We start from the raw sequence: 13,760 nt of genomic DNA on the forward strand, positions 1-13,760 counted from the left end.
ATTATGCGGGTCTTATACATTGAATTTGGTGAAATACTTCTTTAAGAGTTGAGTGGATACATCCATGTATCCTTCCAGATAAAATATTGTTATTCCAAACATCGCTTGATGGCGTTTCAGTCCCTGATTATGACGGAATACAAGCGGATTCTATCTTCATAGCATCCATAGTAACTCAGATTTACTGGGGTCTTTGACATAAAAGCAGACAATAAAAAAGAGACTTTGGTGTCATAGATTTGAGATTCATCATTCACTAGTACAAATGTCTTAGTGTCAGAGCATGCCACTTCAGCACTGGTATTTTCAAATCCTTTTAATCGAACGTCTACTCCTTGGCTGTGAACTTTGAGATAGTCAATGCGCGCCTGTTCAGTCCAGGCGGCACTTGCTGAAAGTGATTGAGATAGAGCGATACCCAGAACGATTGATACAACTGTTTTCATCCGTTACTCCCTGGCATGTGTATCGCCAACAAAAGGGGTTGGCAAATTCCTAGACATAACCAGTGAAATAATAGCAAAAACAGGGCGGCTTATTGCGTTGTGCTATCCGGTAGGTTTTTACGTCGCCAGGGCTATTTTGATGAAGTATATGCCCTGGCGTAGATTTATGAGCGGCTGGATATTACGTGCTTATTCTTCGTAAATGATTCTCTCTGTTTCCTTGATATGAAGCCGACGACGCTCTTGTTTTTCTCCTCGTATTCTGACTCGCTCACCAGATCTCATGCCCTTTTTTTTGATCTCCTTGGCATCTATAAAATAATACTGCCCTGTGTTTTCATCTTTGATGGAAAAGCGATGATCAATTTTTCCTGTTTTAAAATTTTCTGAAACCTCTTCTTCCAGTACTCCCGTTATAGTTTCCTGACCAGAGGCGGTGGGGATTAACAGTAAGGTCGAAATTATTGTGAGTAAGTATCTCATTGCTATTTCTCTCTTTAATTTGTATAGCTTACTGAAATGGTGGCAGTATTCATTTCACCACTTCTGGATTTAAACTCTATGGTGACTCCAGCAGCCGAATCTGTGAAGCTGCTGCCGGGCTCTTCAAGAGTGGCTACTTGGTTGGCGGTGTCATCTTTCAGATAATGCACAGTAACGGCCTTATCTTGCTGTGAACGAGGGTTTAGAATGGGGTGGGAAATATGATATTCCACGAAATAGTGATTTTCTCGATTGCTGCTACCGTTACTCTCCACCTTTATAATCTGTGGCATTGTTTTATTTAATTCGCCGGCGGTAAGTTCGATAGCCTGAATTTGAACCTCTGAAGTATTCCCCATACTCTTAGAAACAGATTTGGAATAGCCAGGGAAGCTGTTGTACCAACCCATAAAGTCCCTATGAGCGCTGCCAAATAAGCGTGACTGCCAGCTATTGCCCATGAAGGCTGCGGCAGCGCCATATTCACTTTCCCCTCGGTCGCTGGTATCCCCATCGTTGTTGTTATCATTGCCTGCATGGCCTAAACCAATGTTATGACCCAGTTCATGCCCCATAATTAGTTGATCGCTATCTGCAGTAACGATACTCCAGCGGCCATTGACCGCCGCGACCCCTGTACCAACTAACCCGGCATTGTAAGCGGCGGTTGGGAATATAAATACTCGATGGCGCCATGCGTTGAGGTCTACTGGGCGATTATTGGCATCGACAAAATTGCTTTCTACCCAGCGGCTTGCGTTATCTCTCCAAGTATAACCTCCATCGGAATATTGCCCATCCTGAGAGCTTGTGGCACGGTTCTGAGCATTTTGAACACTTAAAATCCCTCCGTTTTGATTGTCGGGGATGCTGTATATAAAGCAGTCAATAGAGCTTTCTTCTTTATTGTCCTCACCATAGCAATATTGTGCTAGAGAATTATTGCTGCTGAGATGGCGCTGGAACTTTAGCTGGCCCAGTGAGTTTTCTTTGTAAGTGTTATCGAGGGAGTCGGTAGCGTTGAATGTCATATCCGCAAGCTGGGAGATGCTGACATCATCCGTTACGGCGGCATCGGAAAAATTAACCAATATAAAAACGATACTATTTTGGGTGGCTTCAATCGTTTGGATCGCAAAAGTTATGTTTAGCTGATCTCCGTTACTGAGAGAAAAAACGATAGTATCTTCTACCGAGGCGCCGCTGTTTAAATCGTTGGCATTGTTGTTCAGTTGGTATTCCCAATTGCCGCTGTCATATAGTTTGAAGTCACCATACTTTCCGGCATAAGTCCCAGACTGAAAGGTGGGGCTGGTACTATCGGCATCCTCTAATTGCAGTGTACCCTGGGCATATTCACTAGTTCCCACCACTAATGTACTTAGCGGAGTGCTAGGATTGAATCTGTAGTCGCTAGTATCGGTGTTGCCCCCATCATTATCATTGTTGTTATCGGCATCTGTGCCGGTGTTAGATCCGCCATTTGTTTCATTATTAGGCTGATTATTATCAGAATTATTACTGCCTCCAGAGCCTCCACTACAAGCGGCCAGAATTACGGTTAATGTGAGAGCGCTAAACGTTTTAAGTGGACCAGGCATTGTTCCCCCAATTTATCTCTATAAGGTCATGGCCGGTGTTTAATGAGTTAAAAGATGGACTCCTATCAACTGGTACGGTTCCACCAATTGTGATTTAAAGAGTATTTTTTATTGATTTCGTCGCGGGAAGCTAAAAATTTTCACTTCTTATGTGCCTGTTTTGTGGTTTGGTGAGCACAGGAGGGTTCCAAGAGGAACACTTCTGATAGCCTGAAGTGAGAGACCTTTTGCACTGGGTGACAGAGCGTTTAGATATAGAGCGTTATGGCCCACCGATCACTTTGGTTGCTGTTCAGAATTGATGATGGTGGCCTCATTACTGATCTGTGAATTGGCCAGCTTTATTCGTCACTCGCTGGCCAGCACTAGCCGCTATCCACCATTTATCCCAACCATCTACGGCTTGTCCATCATGGAGACCACTCATCACTTAGGCTGGAGACAACAACTCGTGTTGCTAAATTGCTTCTATCAAGTTGGAGGTGATGATGAAAAGGAATACTTTTTGGCTGCTGTTGATGATGTCTTTGGTGGGTGAACTCAATGCTCAGTCACTTACTCAGCAGTGGGAGTTGGCAATGGCTGTTAGCGCTAAGAATCAATCGAAAAGTGCCCTCTTCGATTCTGGGTCAGGTTATGAGCGCCAAGTTAAATTACAAGGTGCGCTGCAGGTATCGGACTGGGAAGGACAGGTTTCCATGCTGCATGAGGCAGGTAGTGGCGCTGGTGAGGAATCAGAACTTGTTGTGGAAGAGTTATTTTGGCAGGGGGATAGGTTCGGGTGGGACCTGCTTGCAGGTAAGCGTCGCCTGGATTTTGGTGTTAGCTACGCTCACAGACCTTTGGATATATTCCTGCCTATGGAGCGCAACCCGGTATCTCTGCGGGCTGATGAGGGCGTTGCCGTCGTATCAGCCAGCCGCTTCACAGCAAGTGGAGAGCTGAGCCTGATGTTGGTAGATGCTAATGCTAGTCAACTTATTAATGAAGAGCTTCCGAGAGGTTTGGCTGCACGTTGGTACCAGCTGAAAGGTGTGAGTGAATGGCAACTACTCGGTTATTTGGATGATCAGCGTGGCTTGAATATCGGCGCCAGCTGGGTTGCGACCTATGGGGAGTCATGGGAATTACATAGCGAAGGCCGTTACCAGCAGCGTTATCGTCAATGGCTAAAGCCCGGTTCTCCAGGAGCTGGCACTTTACCCCGAGAGGGAGAACAGAGCGATGGCTGGCAGGCTCTGTTGGGCATGACCTGGACCCATACCGCAGGGCATACAATCATCGCTGAATACTGGTTTGATAGCAGGGCGTGGCATACTCGCGATTGGCAAAGGCTTGCAGACAATGCCAGCTGGTACAGTGAACAGGGGGAGGGATGGGATGCTACCAGATATGCTTCTGCTGCAGCTTTTTTAAGCGAAGCACGCAATCGCCATAACCTGATGATGCACTGGAGCTTATCTAATCACAATTACAATCCCAAATTGGATATTTTATATTCCCCTGGCGATAGAGGCATGGTTTTGACTGCTGGTATTAACCATGAAATGAAGGGCGATTGGACTCTGGGTGCATCAGTAAGGTATTTTGGCGGCGCTCAAAAATCGTATTTTACACAATTGCCTAATGAAACCCTTGTTACTTTGACTGCGAACATGAAGATATAAAAGGAATCATGGTGAAGTTGCTCAGTGAATATTTACGTATATTGATTCTTTGTATTGTTGTGGCCCTAATCACTAAACAAGTGTGGGGAGGGAGTTACTCTCTCAACTTTGGTATATCCCTAACCTATGGCTTTGTTGCTTTTTCTACTCGCAAGCTTATGCTCCACCTAAAACCGAACTGGCCACATGTACTCAAGTATGCAGTAACCATTTCGGCAACGACGGTGCTGGGTTCTATTAATGTTTGGTGGTGGGTCTCTGGCTTTGGAGTTTTTCCTGCGGTTAATGCCCTGATTTACTCACTAATTCTGGCTATCTTTTTGACGACTTTACTCTACCAGTTTTATCTTAATCGTGAACAGTCCCACAAGCTGGAGACTGAGCGCAAGGAAGCAGAGTTACTACAGGCCCAGCAACAAAAAACTCTGGTGCAAAGCCAACTGAAAGTATTACAAAGTCAAATAGAACCTCACTTTCTGTTTAATACACTGGCCAATCTTAAGATGCTGATTAGGCACGATCCACAGAAGGCAGAGCTACTACTGGATAATTTTAGCGATCTCTTGCGCTTTAGTTTGAATAAATCGCGTTCTGACTATGTGTCCTTGAAAGATGAGCTTCGCAGTCTTGAAAGCTATTTGGCTATTCAGCAAATCCGACTGGGTGAGCGCTTGCAGTATAGGGTCGAACTGGCAGAAACCGTTAACCCTTCAACGGAAGTTCCGCCCCTATTAATACAGCCATTGGTGGAAAATGCCATTTTCCATGGTATTGAACCTTCACAAAAAGGAGGGTTGGTCTGTCTCAGGGTGGCTACGAAAGCTAGTCAGTGGATCATAGAAGTGGAGGACAGTGGAATTGGTTTGCAGGCTGCAACCAATAAGTCAAAGTCAAACAAGCACAATGGTTTGGCTTTAAATAATATCAAGGAGCGTCTTGCCACTCTATACCAGGAAAAAGGCAAGCTGCAGATAAGTAGTAATCAACTGGGCGGGGTTACCGCTAGATTGGAGTTTCCATGCGCGCAATAATTGCCGATGATGAACCCTTGTTGCGTCATCATCTGGATAAAATGTTGGCTGATGTTTTTCCGGAACTTGTGGTAGTTGGTAAAGCAGCTGATGGTCAGGAGGCATTAACTCTTTGCCAGAAAGAACAGCCTGATGTCATTTTTCTCGATATCCGTATGCCGGGTTTGGACGGTATTGCGGTTGCTTCCGCGCTTAACAAGCTGGAAATCAAACCCGTAGTGGTCTTTATTACTGCCTATGATGAATATGCAGTAAATGCTTTTGAGCAGGAAGCCGTAGATTATTTGTTGAAGCCCATTGATGATGAGCGACTTCAGCTAGCTTGTGAACGTATCAAGAAGCGTCTGGAAAGTAGAGCGGAAGAGCAGGCGCAAGTGAGTCCGAATATTGCGGCTTTATTGCAGCAACTCAATGTCGGTAAGCCGGAATATCTACGCTGGGTCAGGGCTAGTAAGGGAGAGGATGTACACCTAATCTCCTGTGATGAAATTTCGGCTTTTGTCGCTGAGGACAAGTACACCACTGTTTACTCAGACCAGGGCCAGCATATTATACGCACACCGCTTAAGGAATTGATGACGCAGTTGGAGCCTGATCTTTTTTGGCAGATACACCGATCAACGATTGTCTGTATTAAGCGAATCGATAAGATTAGCCGAGGGCTAACGGGCTCAGCTACGGTAATTATGGATGATGGGCAAAAGTTTTCTGTGAGCCGTAGGGCCGCAGCAATGTTTAAATCTATGTGAATGTATTTTTTGTTTGTTACATAGAGAGAATAAATTTAAGGTGGTAAGGCGGATTAATTATAACCGGTTCATAGTAAGCGCCGGTTCTTAATTGTCCTAACTAAGAATGACACGGAGTCACGATGCAAGATTATTACTCTTCCACAGAATTAAGAGATTTTGCCAGTGCTTTATTCCAGCGTATGGGGCTCGCTAAGGACAGGGCCGACATAATCGCTAATGTATTCTTGCAGGCAGACCTGCTCGGTTTTACCACCCATGGCTTGCACCGGGTTGTGAGCAATTTAGAGTGGTTACAAAGTGGTGAGTCCAAGCTTAGTGGTGAACCCAGAGTGTTGTCCGATAGGGGTAACTGCTTTAACTGGGATGCACAATTTTTACCTGGTCCCTGGGTGCTTAGCAAAGCCATTGAACAGGCATTGTCACGAGTATCTGAACAGGGTGTTGTTACCGCTACTATTCGCCGCAGCCAGCATATTGCCTGCCTAGCTGCCTATTTACCTCAGGTAATCGAAGCGGGTTATGTGGCGATTCTAACCTGTTCAACTCCGGGAGAAAATACTGTATCGCCTCAAGGGGGAATTGATCCATTGTTCTCTGCGAATCCCCTGGCATTTGCGGCTCCGGCCGGAGATTACCCTCTGTTGTTTGATGTGAGTATGTCTATCACAGCTGGTGCCTATGTGTCACGTGCAAAGCGAGAAGGTAGGAAAATGCCTTCAGCTTGCCTCAAAGATCATAATGGCAAGATTTCTGATGATCCCTCGGCGTTCAAAGATGGTGGCAGTATTTTACCGATTGGTGGTGCTGATCACGGTTACAAGGGGGCGGCACTAAGTGCGATGTTGGAGGTGTTGTCGATGGCACTTGGAGGCTATGGCCGTGACGATGATTCAGCCAAACACGATAAAGAGGCCAACTCGGTTTTCTTACAGATAATTGATCCCCAAGCTTTTGGGGCAAAAGCAGACTTTCTTCGTCAAACCATTGCTTTAAGTAACCTCTGGGAGCAAAACCGCAGTGATAGCGATGAGCCTGTAAGAGTGCCTGGCCAGCGTGCTTGGGCGAATCGAACACGGCAATTGCGTGATGGGGTAGAGTTATACCCCTCTATTATCAAGGATCTTCAGCCCTGGGCTGAAAAATTACAGGTTCCCCTTCCCTCTGTATTAACTAAGAGCTAATTTTTACTGACAAATTCATTCTCTTAGAGTGATCACCTTAGTTGCAGCAAAAGCATCAGCTCAACACTACATTAAAGACGAAACCCTTGGTGCGCCTGATAGTGTGTCGGTGGGGACGTTAAGAGGATGTAATAAAAATAATGGCTCAAGGGCTGATATTTGTAAGGATGTTATGAGTGAGGATGGAAAGTTGAAGGTAAACATCTTGCATAACCACCCTAGTAAGCCTTATAGATAAAATACTGAACCACCTAAGTTGGTACATATTGCGGGCTTATCTTCTACTTTCTAAAATTGTTGTTGAGCTGCTAAGAGGTTGTTTTCCTGATTCTTTGATTTATAGGGTCTTTGCATGAGGAATGTCTTGCTTATTAATGGAGAGGTAATTCATGGATATAATGCTAAAAAAATATTAAGTGCTTATTCAAACGCTCAGAGTACAAGCTTTTTGTGATTAAGGTTGAGAATGATAATAAAAAAATCGTTTCGTACAATAGCCCTTGCAATTACTATGGCTGTGGTATGTAGCTGTTTAGGATTCAGCTCTATAGCAGTTGCAAATACTATTAGCACCAAGCTGGAAAAGAAGGGAAATGGTAACTGGTTTGTTACCTTTGTGTCAGAAAAGCCCATAAAGAAGCTCGCCTTTAAAAGCTCTCCAGATAACTCAAGAAGCAAGCGTTGGGCTCCTACTTCTAACGGGTATCAGTTTGAGTTTGTTGATGAGGTAGAGAGTTTAGTGCGTGAGGACGGCAGTGCCTTTACAGAAGCTACTTTTCATCTTACCCCTACTTATACGGCCCTCCCCAAGGAATATGCCCCTTTCTCCCCGTTTTCGGACGGAAGTTATCTATTGCATACGGGGAGATTTTTTGCCTGCGCAGATTCTTGTCAACCTAGCCTAAGTAAGTGGTATTTGACGATTGTTGCTCCCGAGTCTGACAATATTATCCTGCATGGCAGGATCTATCAGGGAAGTATTGGGTGGGCGGCTTTCGATGAAGGCAGCAAGGTCTATATTGGTCATGGAGAACCGATACAAAGTGATCACTTTGTAAGTGTGATCGATGAACTTCTACCAGAGAAGCTGCAACATCAGATGAGCACTCAGTTGCCTGAGTTGATGGATTTCTTTGCTGATAAAATGGGCACACTTGGCTATAGGCCCGCGTTGTTTGCTTCTTTTAGTTCTACAGACGATGGTCGACATGGTCATCAAGGTGGAACTCTGCCAGGCCAGATATTTATGCATTGGTATGGTAAGAAGTCTGTTGTTGAGGCAATTGATGTCGATGAATTGTTTTGGCTTTTTTCCCATGAAGTTGCCCATTTATATCAGAGAGAGGGCGCAGATGTTATAGATACAGCTGACTCCTGGCTTCATGAGGGAGCGGCTGATTATTTTGCCGGTTTGGCGTTCGAGAGTATCCTTTCTAAGGGTTATCTGTCGCAGAAGATAAAGCAAGCAGAGCAGAAATGCCTTGCCAGCCTGGGGGAAAATCCGGTTTATCTGGATGCGTCACGTAAGAATCCACGCATTCACTATGACTGTGGTTTGCTGATTATAAATGCGATAGATCAACAGTTAAAAGAGCAGGGTTCTATTTCTATTTATGAATTATGGAATCTCTATTCTTCTAAGATTTCAACTGAATCACCAGCCGGGGCGGCTCAATTTCTGTTTGCAGCCAAGCCTTATCTACCTTTAGCAATGGTTAAAAATTTAGAAAAATTAAACACCCCTGGCTTCTCTACTTTAAAATTTATTAGCAAGTTGATAGCTGACAGTACCTAAGAATCAATTTTTCAATACTATGGCTTGCTTACAGATGGGTGAGTTTGGGCTTACCCTCTCAATATGTTGGGCCTAATATTTATGTATGTGTTCGAGCTGATTTGATAGGTCGCTTAGGAACAACTTCAATTAACTGGTTCTGCTGTACCGTTTCCTTAGAAGTAACTTGCCAAAATAGTTTACGCCTCGCCATTTACCACTTATCCCTGGCTTCTAACTCCATTCAGCCCAAAGATTTCCCGTTTATCCATCTCCTTCCCCTTTTATCGCACGATCAAGACCACCTCCATAACCAGCGCTAACCTGCTCCCAACCTAAACGCAAGGAGAGAAATCATGAAGAAGATTATTGCGGCGGCACTGATTCAACTGGGTATGTCTATTTCCGCTTTTGCTGCAGTGGATGCGCAGTTAGAAGGGCTATATAACAAGGCGGCGCAGCAGGGTGGGGATGCCATTGAAGTTTCTTACGAGGCTTTCAAAGTTGCCCAGCAGCAAGATCCCACAGACCCTGCAGCCCTGTTCTACCTGGGTGCCAGTGAGACTCTGATGGCCAAGGAGAGTTGGTTGCCGTGGAAGAAGGTGAGCTATGCAGAAAATGGGATCGCCCGTATGGATAAAGCCCTATTGATGTTGGAGGAGCTTGAAAATCCTGGCCGCTCGGCTAGGGGGGTGCCCCGGGATTTGCTTTTTAAAGGGATTGCGGCCACCACTTTTACCAAGGTACCCGCTTTCTTCAATGCTTTCGATCGAGGATTTGAGCTCTATGGGGAGCTGATGAATGATCCGCGTCTGTCGCACATGCCGGTACAGGCAGTGAGTTGGATCTACTGTGGTGCCCTGGAGGCTGCGGATTTGGGTGAAAAATCAGATCAGAAAAGTGAATGGCAGGCAAAGGTCAATACAAGAGGGGCTCTGGCACTTTGTAAGCTGGATATTGAGTAGTAATTGGGATTGGAGAAAGACCGATGTTGCAGCTAACACATATAGAAAAGACCTATACGACAGGTGAAATAAAGCACCAGGCTTTGCGAGATGTCAACCTGGCCATTCGCCCCGGTACTATGGTGGCCCTCTGTGGGCCCTCAGGCTCCGGTAAAAGTACCATGCTAAATATCTGTGGCTTATTGGACCAGGATTATTCCGGTGTGGTGCATTTTTCCGGTGAATTAATGACCAGGGACTACCAGCAGGCAATGAAGATACGTCGCACTCAGATGGGGTTTATTTTTCAGAAATTTAATTTGGTTCCGGTGATGAGTGCCTTTGAAAATGTCGCCTACCCATTACAGCTCAATGGTGTGGATTCTGCAGAGGTTAAACAGCGGGTAATGCAGATGTTGGATTATGTGGGTTTGGCCGAGTTTGCCCGATATCGCCCCGACCGCCTCTCAGGCGGCCAGCAACAACGGGTGGCGATAGCTCGAGCACTGGTGCACAAGCCCAAGTTGGTGATAGCTGATGAGCCCACCGCTAGTTTGGATAGTATAACGGCTCAGCAGATTATTGAATTAATGAAACATCTTGGCAGGGAACAGAAAACGGCCTTTATTGTGGCCAGCCACGATGATCGTATGACTCAGCACTGTGACAGAGTGATCAATTTACAAGACGGTGTGATTTTGCAGGAGGAAGCCCCATGCGTCGCTTAAAACTGGCAGTTTTGAATTTATTACGCAACCGCCGCCGCAGCCTTTTGACCGTCGCAATTGTCGCTATTGTAGTGATGGCTCTGATGACTTCCGGGGGCTTTGGTCTATACACTTATAAATCCCTGAAAGAAGGCGCGGCGCGCAGTCAGGGGCATCTGGTGTTTACCCAGCCGGGATATTTCAATAGCGATGAAGAGTATCCATTACAAAATGGCTTGGAAAATGCCGACGAATTGAGAAAGCGCTTATTGACCGATAGCCAGGTTAAGGCGGTACAACCACGTATCTATTTGAATGGCTTGATCTCCAATGGAGATAAGTCGACCATATTTTTGGGGCAGGGGATTTTGCCGAGCGAGTTTCGGGTAAAAGGGCCTTTCTTAAATATGACCGAAGGTGGCATTCTGAGTAAGAATGAAGATCCTACCGATCCGCAGATTATGCTGGCCAAGGATCTGGCCAGAAATCTGAATGTAAAAACAGGGGACTATGTCACCCTGATGTCGACCACTGTAGATGGGGCGCTTAACGCACTGGATTTTAAAGTACAGGGTGTTTTTGGAACTGGTGTTCCTGACATGGATAAGCGTCAGGTGTATCTCTCGATAAATTCTGCTCAGTTTATTCTCGATAGTGAAAAGGTCAGCACCATGCACCTGTACGGCTATGAGCTGGAAGACACCGAAGTATTAAAGGCGCGTCTGGCTGAGCAGGCTCCCGAGTTGGAAATTACCACCTGGGAGGATCGCGCCTTCTTTTACCAAGGGGTGAAAAGCCTTTACGACCGAATTTTTGGTCTGATGGGCGTGATCATGGCGATGGTGATTTTTGTTTCTCTCTTCAACACCTTGGCGATGTCGGTTACAGAAAGAACCCGTGAGATCGGCACTCTTTCCGCATTGGGTACGTCCCGCGCCGAATTACTGCTGGGCTTTGTGTTAGAGGCATTGGTGTTGTCCCTGGTAGGAGCGATCGTGGGCATCTTGCTGGCAGCTGCGGTGAGTATGGGTTTGATGGTGTTTGAAGTCACCATGCCGCCCCCTCCCGGTAAAACCGAGAGCTATCCCCTGGTGGTGTATTTCTCAATGAACTTAGCTTGGATAATCTCACTGGCAGTAGCGGCAATCTGTGTTCTGTCTTCCTTTATGGCAGCGCGCAAAGGTGTAAACAAACCGATTACAGAGGCATTGGTACATGTATAAGTTAGCGAAACTGAAAACTGCTTGGAAACTTTTGGGCTGCGCTCTGGTAATCGCAGTGGCTCCAATGGCACTGGCCAGTCCACTAGATATCAATAGCGGAACCAGCGGCGCGATAAGTTACACCGTGCAGCAGGTGGAGGGCATGCTTGCCAAAGCCGATCACTATCGTTTGCACGAAGATTCTGCTCGAGTAGTGACAGAGGTTCAGGTTTATAAGAATGGTGAGCTGGACAGCATGGATAAATACCATGTGTACACTCGTCCGCAACGTAAATCTCTGGTGGTCTTCAAAGGCAAGGGAGAGGAGGGCACCAAAATGTTAATGCTGCAGGATAACTATTGGATGCTGATGCCACGAAGCCGCCGTCCCATACGCATTACACCTATGCAAAAACTCTTGGGGGGTGCATCGGTAGGGGATGTAGCCACACTCACCTGGAGTGAGGATTATCAGGGCGTTTATGCCGGGCAGGAGCCATTACAGGATCAGCTGGTAAACCGTTTGAGCCTTACCGCTAAAACCAAAGGGGCCAGTTATCAGCGTATTAACTTGTGGGTGGATAGCAAAAGTAATTTTCCGGTAAAAGCCGAGCTTTACCTGAAATCCGGCAAGTTGGCCAAGATTGCGCACTTTATCTCTGGGCAAAGAGAGGGGCGGCAGGTAGTGGCGGAAATGCGGCTGCAGGATACGATCAATACTGGCACAGAGACACGGGTTATTTATGAGAGTGTCCAGGCCCATGATTTGCCGGAAAAGTATTACAACCCGGCTTACCTAAGTCGCCAGTCAACCGCTGAGCTTTAACGAACTTTGCAGCCGCTATTAAGCGGCTGCAATAGCTTTCTGGTTAATGATTTCCTGGGGTGACTCCAATTCCTGGGAAAAAATGGCCTCAATAGCCTCAGCCTCGCGCAGGCGTTTAAGTTTCTCAAAAAATACCTGGGCCTCTGGAAACGCGAGCTTGAGATAGGCGAGCCACTGCTTGATCCGGTTACCCAGATACTTGGCCGGGTAGACTTCCCGGGTAATTTGATAGTAACCCCAGAGTAACTCGACAATCTGCGGCCATGCCATCGGCTGATATTCTACTCCGGCGCAGAAGGCCTTGATCTGCAGCCCCAAATCAGGCCTTGCCAACAGGCTGCGGCCAAACATAAAGGCTTGGCAACCGGTTTGCTCGTGGCAGCGCTGAAATTCCGCCAGTGTCCAGATATCGCCATTGGCGACTACTGGAATCTGTAGTTTTTCCCGTATCTCACCGATATATTCCCAGTAGGCCGGGGGCTTGTAGCCATCGACTTTAGAGCGAGCGTGAACCGCCAACTCATTGGCTCCACCGGCGGCTGCGGCCAGGGCGTTATCCATATAAGTAGAGCGGTCGTTGAACCCCAGGCGGATTTTCGCGGTGACAGGGATGTGATCCGGTACGGCCCGGCGCACAGCGCCGACAATCGCCTCTACCCGATGCGGGCTTTGCAATAGGCAGGCGCCCCCATCGCTGTTATTGACCGACTTGGCTGGGCAACCAAAATTCAGATCGATCGCCTTTGCCCCCACGGCAACCGCTTTGGCGGCATTGATGCCCATGGCCTCGGGATTGCCCCCCAGAAGTTGCAAGCGTACCGGGACATCATTGGCCGTTTTGGCGCCCTCCAAGAGCTCCGGACACAGACGAGTAAAAACCCTGCGGGGTAGACGGGTATCGGTAACACGCACAAATTCGGTTACACAGATATCGACTCCGCCAATCGTTGAAAGCAGTCTGCGCACATGGTGGTCGATAACACCTTCCATGGGTGCCTGGTAAATCTTCGGCTGCAGGGAAATTGTCTTATCGGTCATAAAGCTGGAAATAGGAAAAATTGGTGTGACGGTTGGCGCATATTCTATCAGCAAGTGATCGCTATTCCGTAACAATGATCATTCGGCTGGTAGTTTTAATAGGAGATT

The 13,760-nt window shown here is 46.6% G+C and carries 14 protein-coding genes; 10 read left to right on the forward strand and 4 right to left on the reverse strand.

The genetic code is table 11. The annotated features are described in order from the left end of the window. Positions 1–116 precede the first annotated feature (116 nt). The 3 genes from ACJJIJ_RS03635 to ACJJIJ_RS03645 form a co-directional block, all read right to left on the reverse strand. Entirely contained in the window at positions 117–446 is a 330-nt protein-coding gene (locus tag ACJJIJ_RS03635; protein ID WP_252085237.1) for a hypothetical protein, read from the reverse strand. 189 nt (positions 447–635) lie between these two features. Then, complete coding sequence (locus tag ACJJIJ_RS03640) at positions 636–929, reverse strand: hypothetical protein (protein ID WP_444885542.1); 294 nt, start codon at positions 927–929, stop codon at positions 636–638. A gap of 14 nt (positions 930–943) precedes the next feature. Next, positions 944–2,530, reverse strand: a complete 1,587-nt coding sequence (locus tag ACJJIJ_RS03645) for a VCBS domain-containing protein (protein ID WP_444938667.1) — start codon at positions 2,528–2,530, stop codon at positions 944–946. Between the two features lie 301 nt (positions 2,531–2,831). Between ACJJIJ_RS03645 and ACJJIJ_RS03650 the strand changes: the two genes are divergently transcribed. The 10 genes from ACJJIJ_RS03650 (at position 2,832) to ACJJIJ_RS03695 (ending at position 12,614) form a co-directional block, all read left to right on the forward strand. Continuing rightward, entirely contained in the window at positions 2,832–3,068 is a 237-nt protein-coding gene (locus tag ACJJIJ_RS03650) for a hypothetical protein (protein WP_444938668.1), read from the forward strand. After that, on the forward strand, positions 3,019–4,197 hold the full coding sequence (locus ACJJIJ_RS03655) for a TonB-dependent receptor (protein WP_444938669.1): 1,179 nt from the start codon (positions 3,019–3,021) through the stop codon (positions 4,195–4,197). Before ACJJIJ_RS03650 ends, ACJJIJ_RS03655 begins: the two co-directional genes overlap by 50 nt. Before the next feature lie 8 nt (positions 4,198–4,205). Continuing rightward, the gene (locus ACJJIJ_RS03660; protein WP_444888503.1) at positions 4,206–5,228 is read left to right on the forward strand and encodes a sensor histidine kinase; all 1,023 of its coding nucleotides are present in this window, start codon (positions 4,206–4,208) and stop codon (positions 5,226–5,228) included. After that, entirely contained in the window at positions 5,216–5,977 is a 762-nt protein-coding gene (locus ACJJIJ_RS03665) for a LytR/AlgR family response regulator transcription factor (RefSeq protein ID WP_252085242.1), read from the forward strand. The genes ACJJIJ_RS03660 and ACJJIJ_RS03665 overlap by 13 nt, the downstream gene beginning before the upstream one ends. Positions 5,978–6,099: 122 nt before the next feature. Beyond that, entirely contained in the window at positions 6,100–7,161 is a 1,062-nt protein-coding gene (locus ACJJIJ_RS03670) for an Ldh family oxidoreductase (protein WP_444938670.1), read from the forward strand. Between the two features lie 511 nt (positions 7,162–7,672). Beyond that, positions 7,673–8,956: a gluzincin family metallopeptidase gene (locus ACJJIJ_RS03675; protein WP_444938671.1), complete on the forward strand. Its 1,284-nt coding sequence runs from the start codon at positions 7,673–7,675 to the stop codon at positions 8,954–8,956. A 335-nt stretch (positions 8,957–9,291) separates the two neighbouring features. Further along, on the forward strand, positions 9,292–9,900 hold the full coding sequence (locus tag ACJJIJ_RS03680) for a hypothetical protein (RefSeq protein WP_444938672.1): 609 nt from the start codon (positions 9,292–9,294) through the stop codon (positions 9,898–9,900). 23 nt (positions 9,901–9,923) lie between these two features. After that, positions 9,924–10,607: an ABC transporter ATP-binding protein gene (locus ACJJIJ_RS03685; RefSeq protein ID WP_444938673.1), complete on the forward strand. Its 684-nt coding sequence runs from the start codon at positions 9,924–9,926 to the stop codon at positions 10,605–10,607. Continuing rightward, positions 10,595–11,809, forward strand: a complete 1,215-nt coding sequence (locus tag ACJJIJ_RS03690) for an ABC transporter permease (RefSeq protein ID WP_444938674.1) — start codon at positions 10,595–10,597, stop codon at positions 11,807–11,809. Before ACJJIJ_RS03685 ends, ACJJIJ_RS03690 begins: the two co-directional genes overlap by 13 nt. Next, positions 11,802–12,614: an outer membrane lipoprotein-sorting protein gene (locus tag ACJJIJ_RS03695; protein WP_444938675.1), complete on the forward strand. Its 813-nt coding sequence runs from the start codon at positions 11,802–11,804 to the stop codon at positions 12,612–12,614. The genes ACJJIJ_RS03690 and ACJJIJ_RS03695 overlap by 8 nt, the downstream gene beginning before the upstream one ends. 18 nt (positions 12,615–12,632) lie before the next feature. Here ACJJIJ_RS03695 and ACJJIJ_RS03700 read toward each other — a convergent pair whose 3' ends face one another. Further along, positions 12,633–13,652 carry a tRNA dihydrouridine synthase gene (locus ACJJIJ_RS03700; protein WP_444888919.1) on the reverse strand — a complete coding sequence of 340 codons (1,020 nt, stop codon included), beginning with the start codon at positions 13,650–13,652 and terminating at the stop codon, positions 12,633–12,635. Positions 13,653–13,760: the final 108 nt, after the last annotated feature.

The sequence above is a fragment of the Microbulbifer mixtoriginis (SeqCode) genome (assembly GCF_052467945.1).

What these genes read in the sequence shown, in the direction of transcription:
- ACJJIJ_RS03635 (WP_252085237.1), bottom strand. Translation starts at nt 446, where the DNA reads ATGAAAACAGTTGTATCAATCGTTCTGGGTATCGCTCTATCTCAATCA.
- ACJJIJ_RS03640 (WP_444885542.1), bottom strand. Translation starts at nt 929, where the DNA reads ATGAGATACTTACTCACAATAATTTCGACCTTACTGTTAATCCCCACC.
- ACJJIJ_RS03645 (WP_444938667.1), bottom strand. Translation starts at nt 2,530, where the DNA reads ATGCCTGGTCCACTTAAAACGTTTAGCGCTCTCACATTAACCGTAATT.
- ACJJIJ_RS03650 (WP_444938668.1), top strand. Translation starts at nt 2,832, where the DNA reads ATGATGGTGGCCTCATTACTGATCTGTGAATTGGCCAGCTTTATTCGT.
- ACJJIJ_RS03655 (WP_444938669.1), top strand. Translation starts at nt 3,019, where the DNA reads ATGAAAAGGAATACTTTTTGGCTGCTGTTGATGATGTCTTTGGTGGGT.
- ACJJIJ_RS03660 (WP_444888503.1), top strand. Translation starts at nt 4,206, where the DNA reads ATGGTGAAGTTGCTCAGTGAATATTTACGTATATTGATTCTTTGTATT.
- ACJJIJ_RS03665 (WP_252085242.1), top strand. Translation starts at nt 5,216, where the DNA reads ATGCGCGCAATAATTGCCGATGATGAACCCTTGTTGCGTCATCATCTG.
- ACJJIJ_RS03670 (WP_444938670.1), top strand. Translation starts at nt 6,100, where the DNA reads ATGCAAGATTATTACTCTTCCACAGAATTAAGAGATTTTGCCAGTGCT.
- ACJJIJ_RS03675 (WP_444938671.1), top strand. Translation starts at nt 7,673, where the DNA reads ATGGCTGTGGTATGTAGCTGTTTAGGATTCAGCTCTATAGCAGTTGCA.
- ACJJIJ_RS03680 (WP_444938672.1), top strand. Translation starts at nt 9,292, where the DNA reads ATGAAGAAGATTATTGCGGCGGCACTGATTCAACTGGGTATGTCTATT.
- ACJJIJ_RS03685 (WP_444938673.1), top strand. Translation starts at nt 9,924, where the DNA reads ATGTTGCAGCTAACACATATAGAAAAGACCTATACGACAGGTGAAATA.
- ACJJIJ_RS03690 (WP_444938674.1), top strand. Translation starts at nt 10,595, where the DNA reads ATGCGTCGCTTAAAACTGGCAGTTTTGAATTTATTACGCAACCGCCGC.
- ACJJIJ_RS03695 (WP_444938675.1), top strand. Translation starts at nt 11,802, where the DNA reads ATGTATAAGTTAGCGAAACTGAAAACTGCTTGGAAACTTTTGGGCTGC.
- ACJJIJ_RS03700 (WP_444888919.1), bottom strand. Translation starts at nt 13,652, where the DNA reads ATGACCGATAAGACAATTTCCCTGCAGCCGAAGATTTACCAGGCACCC.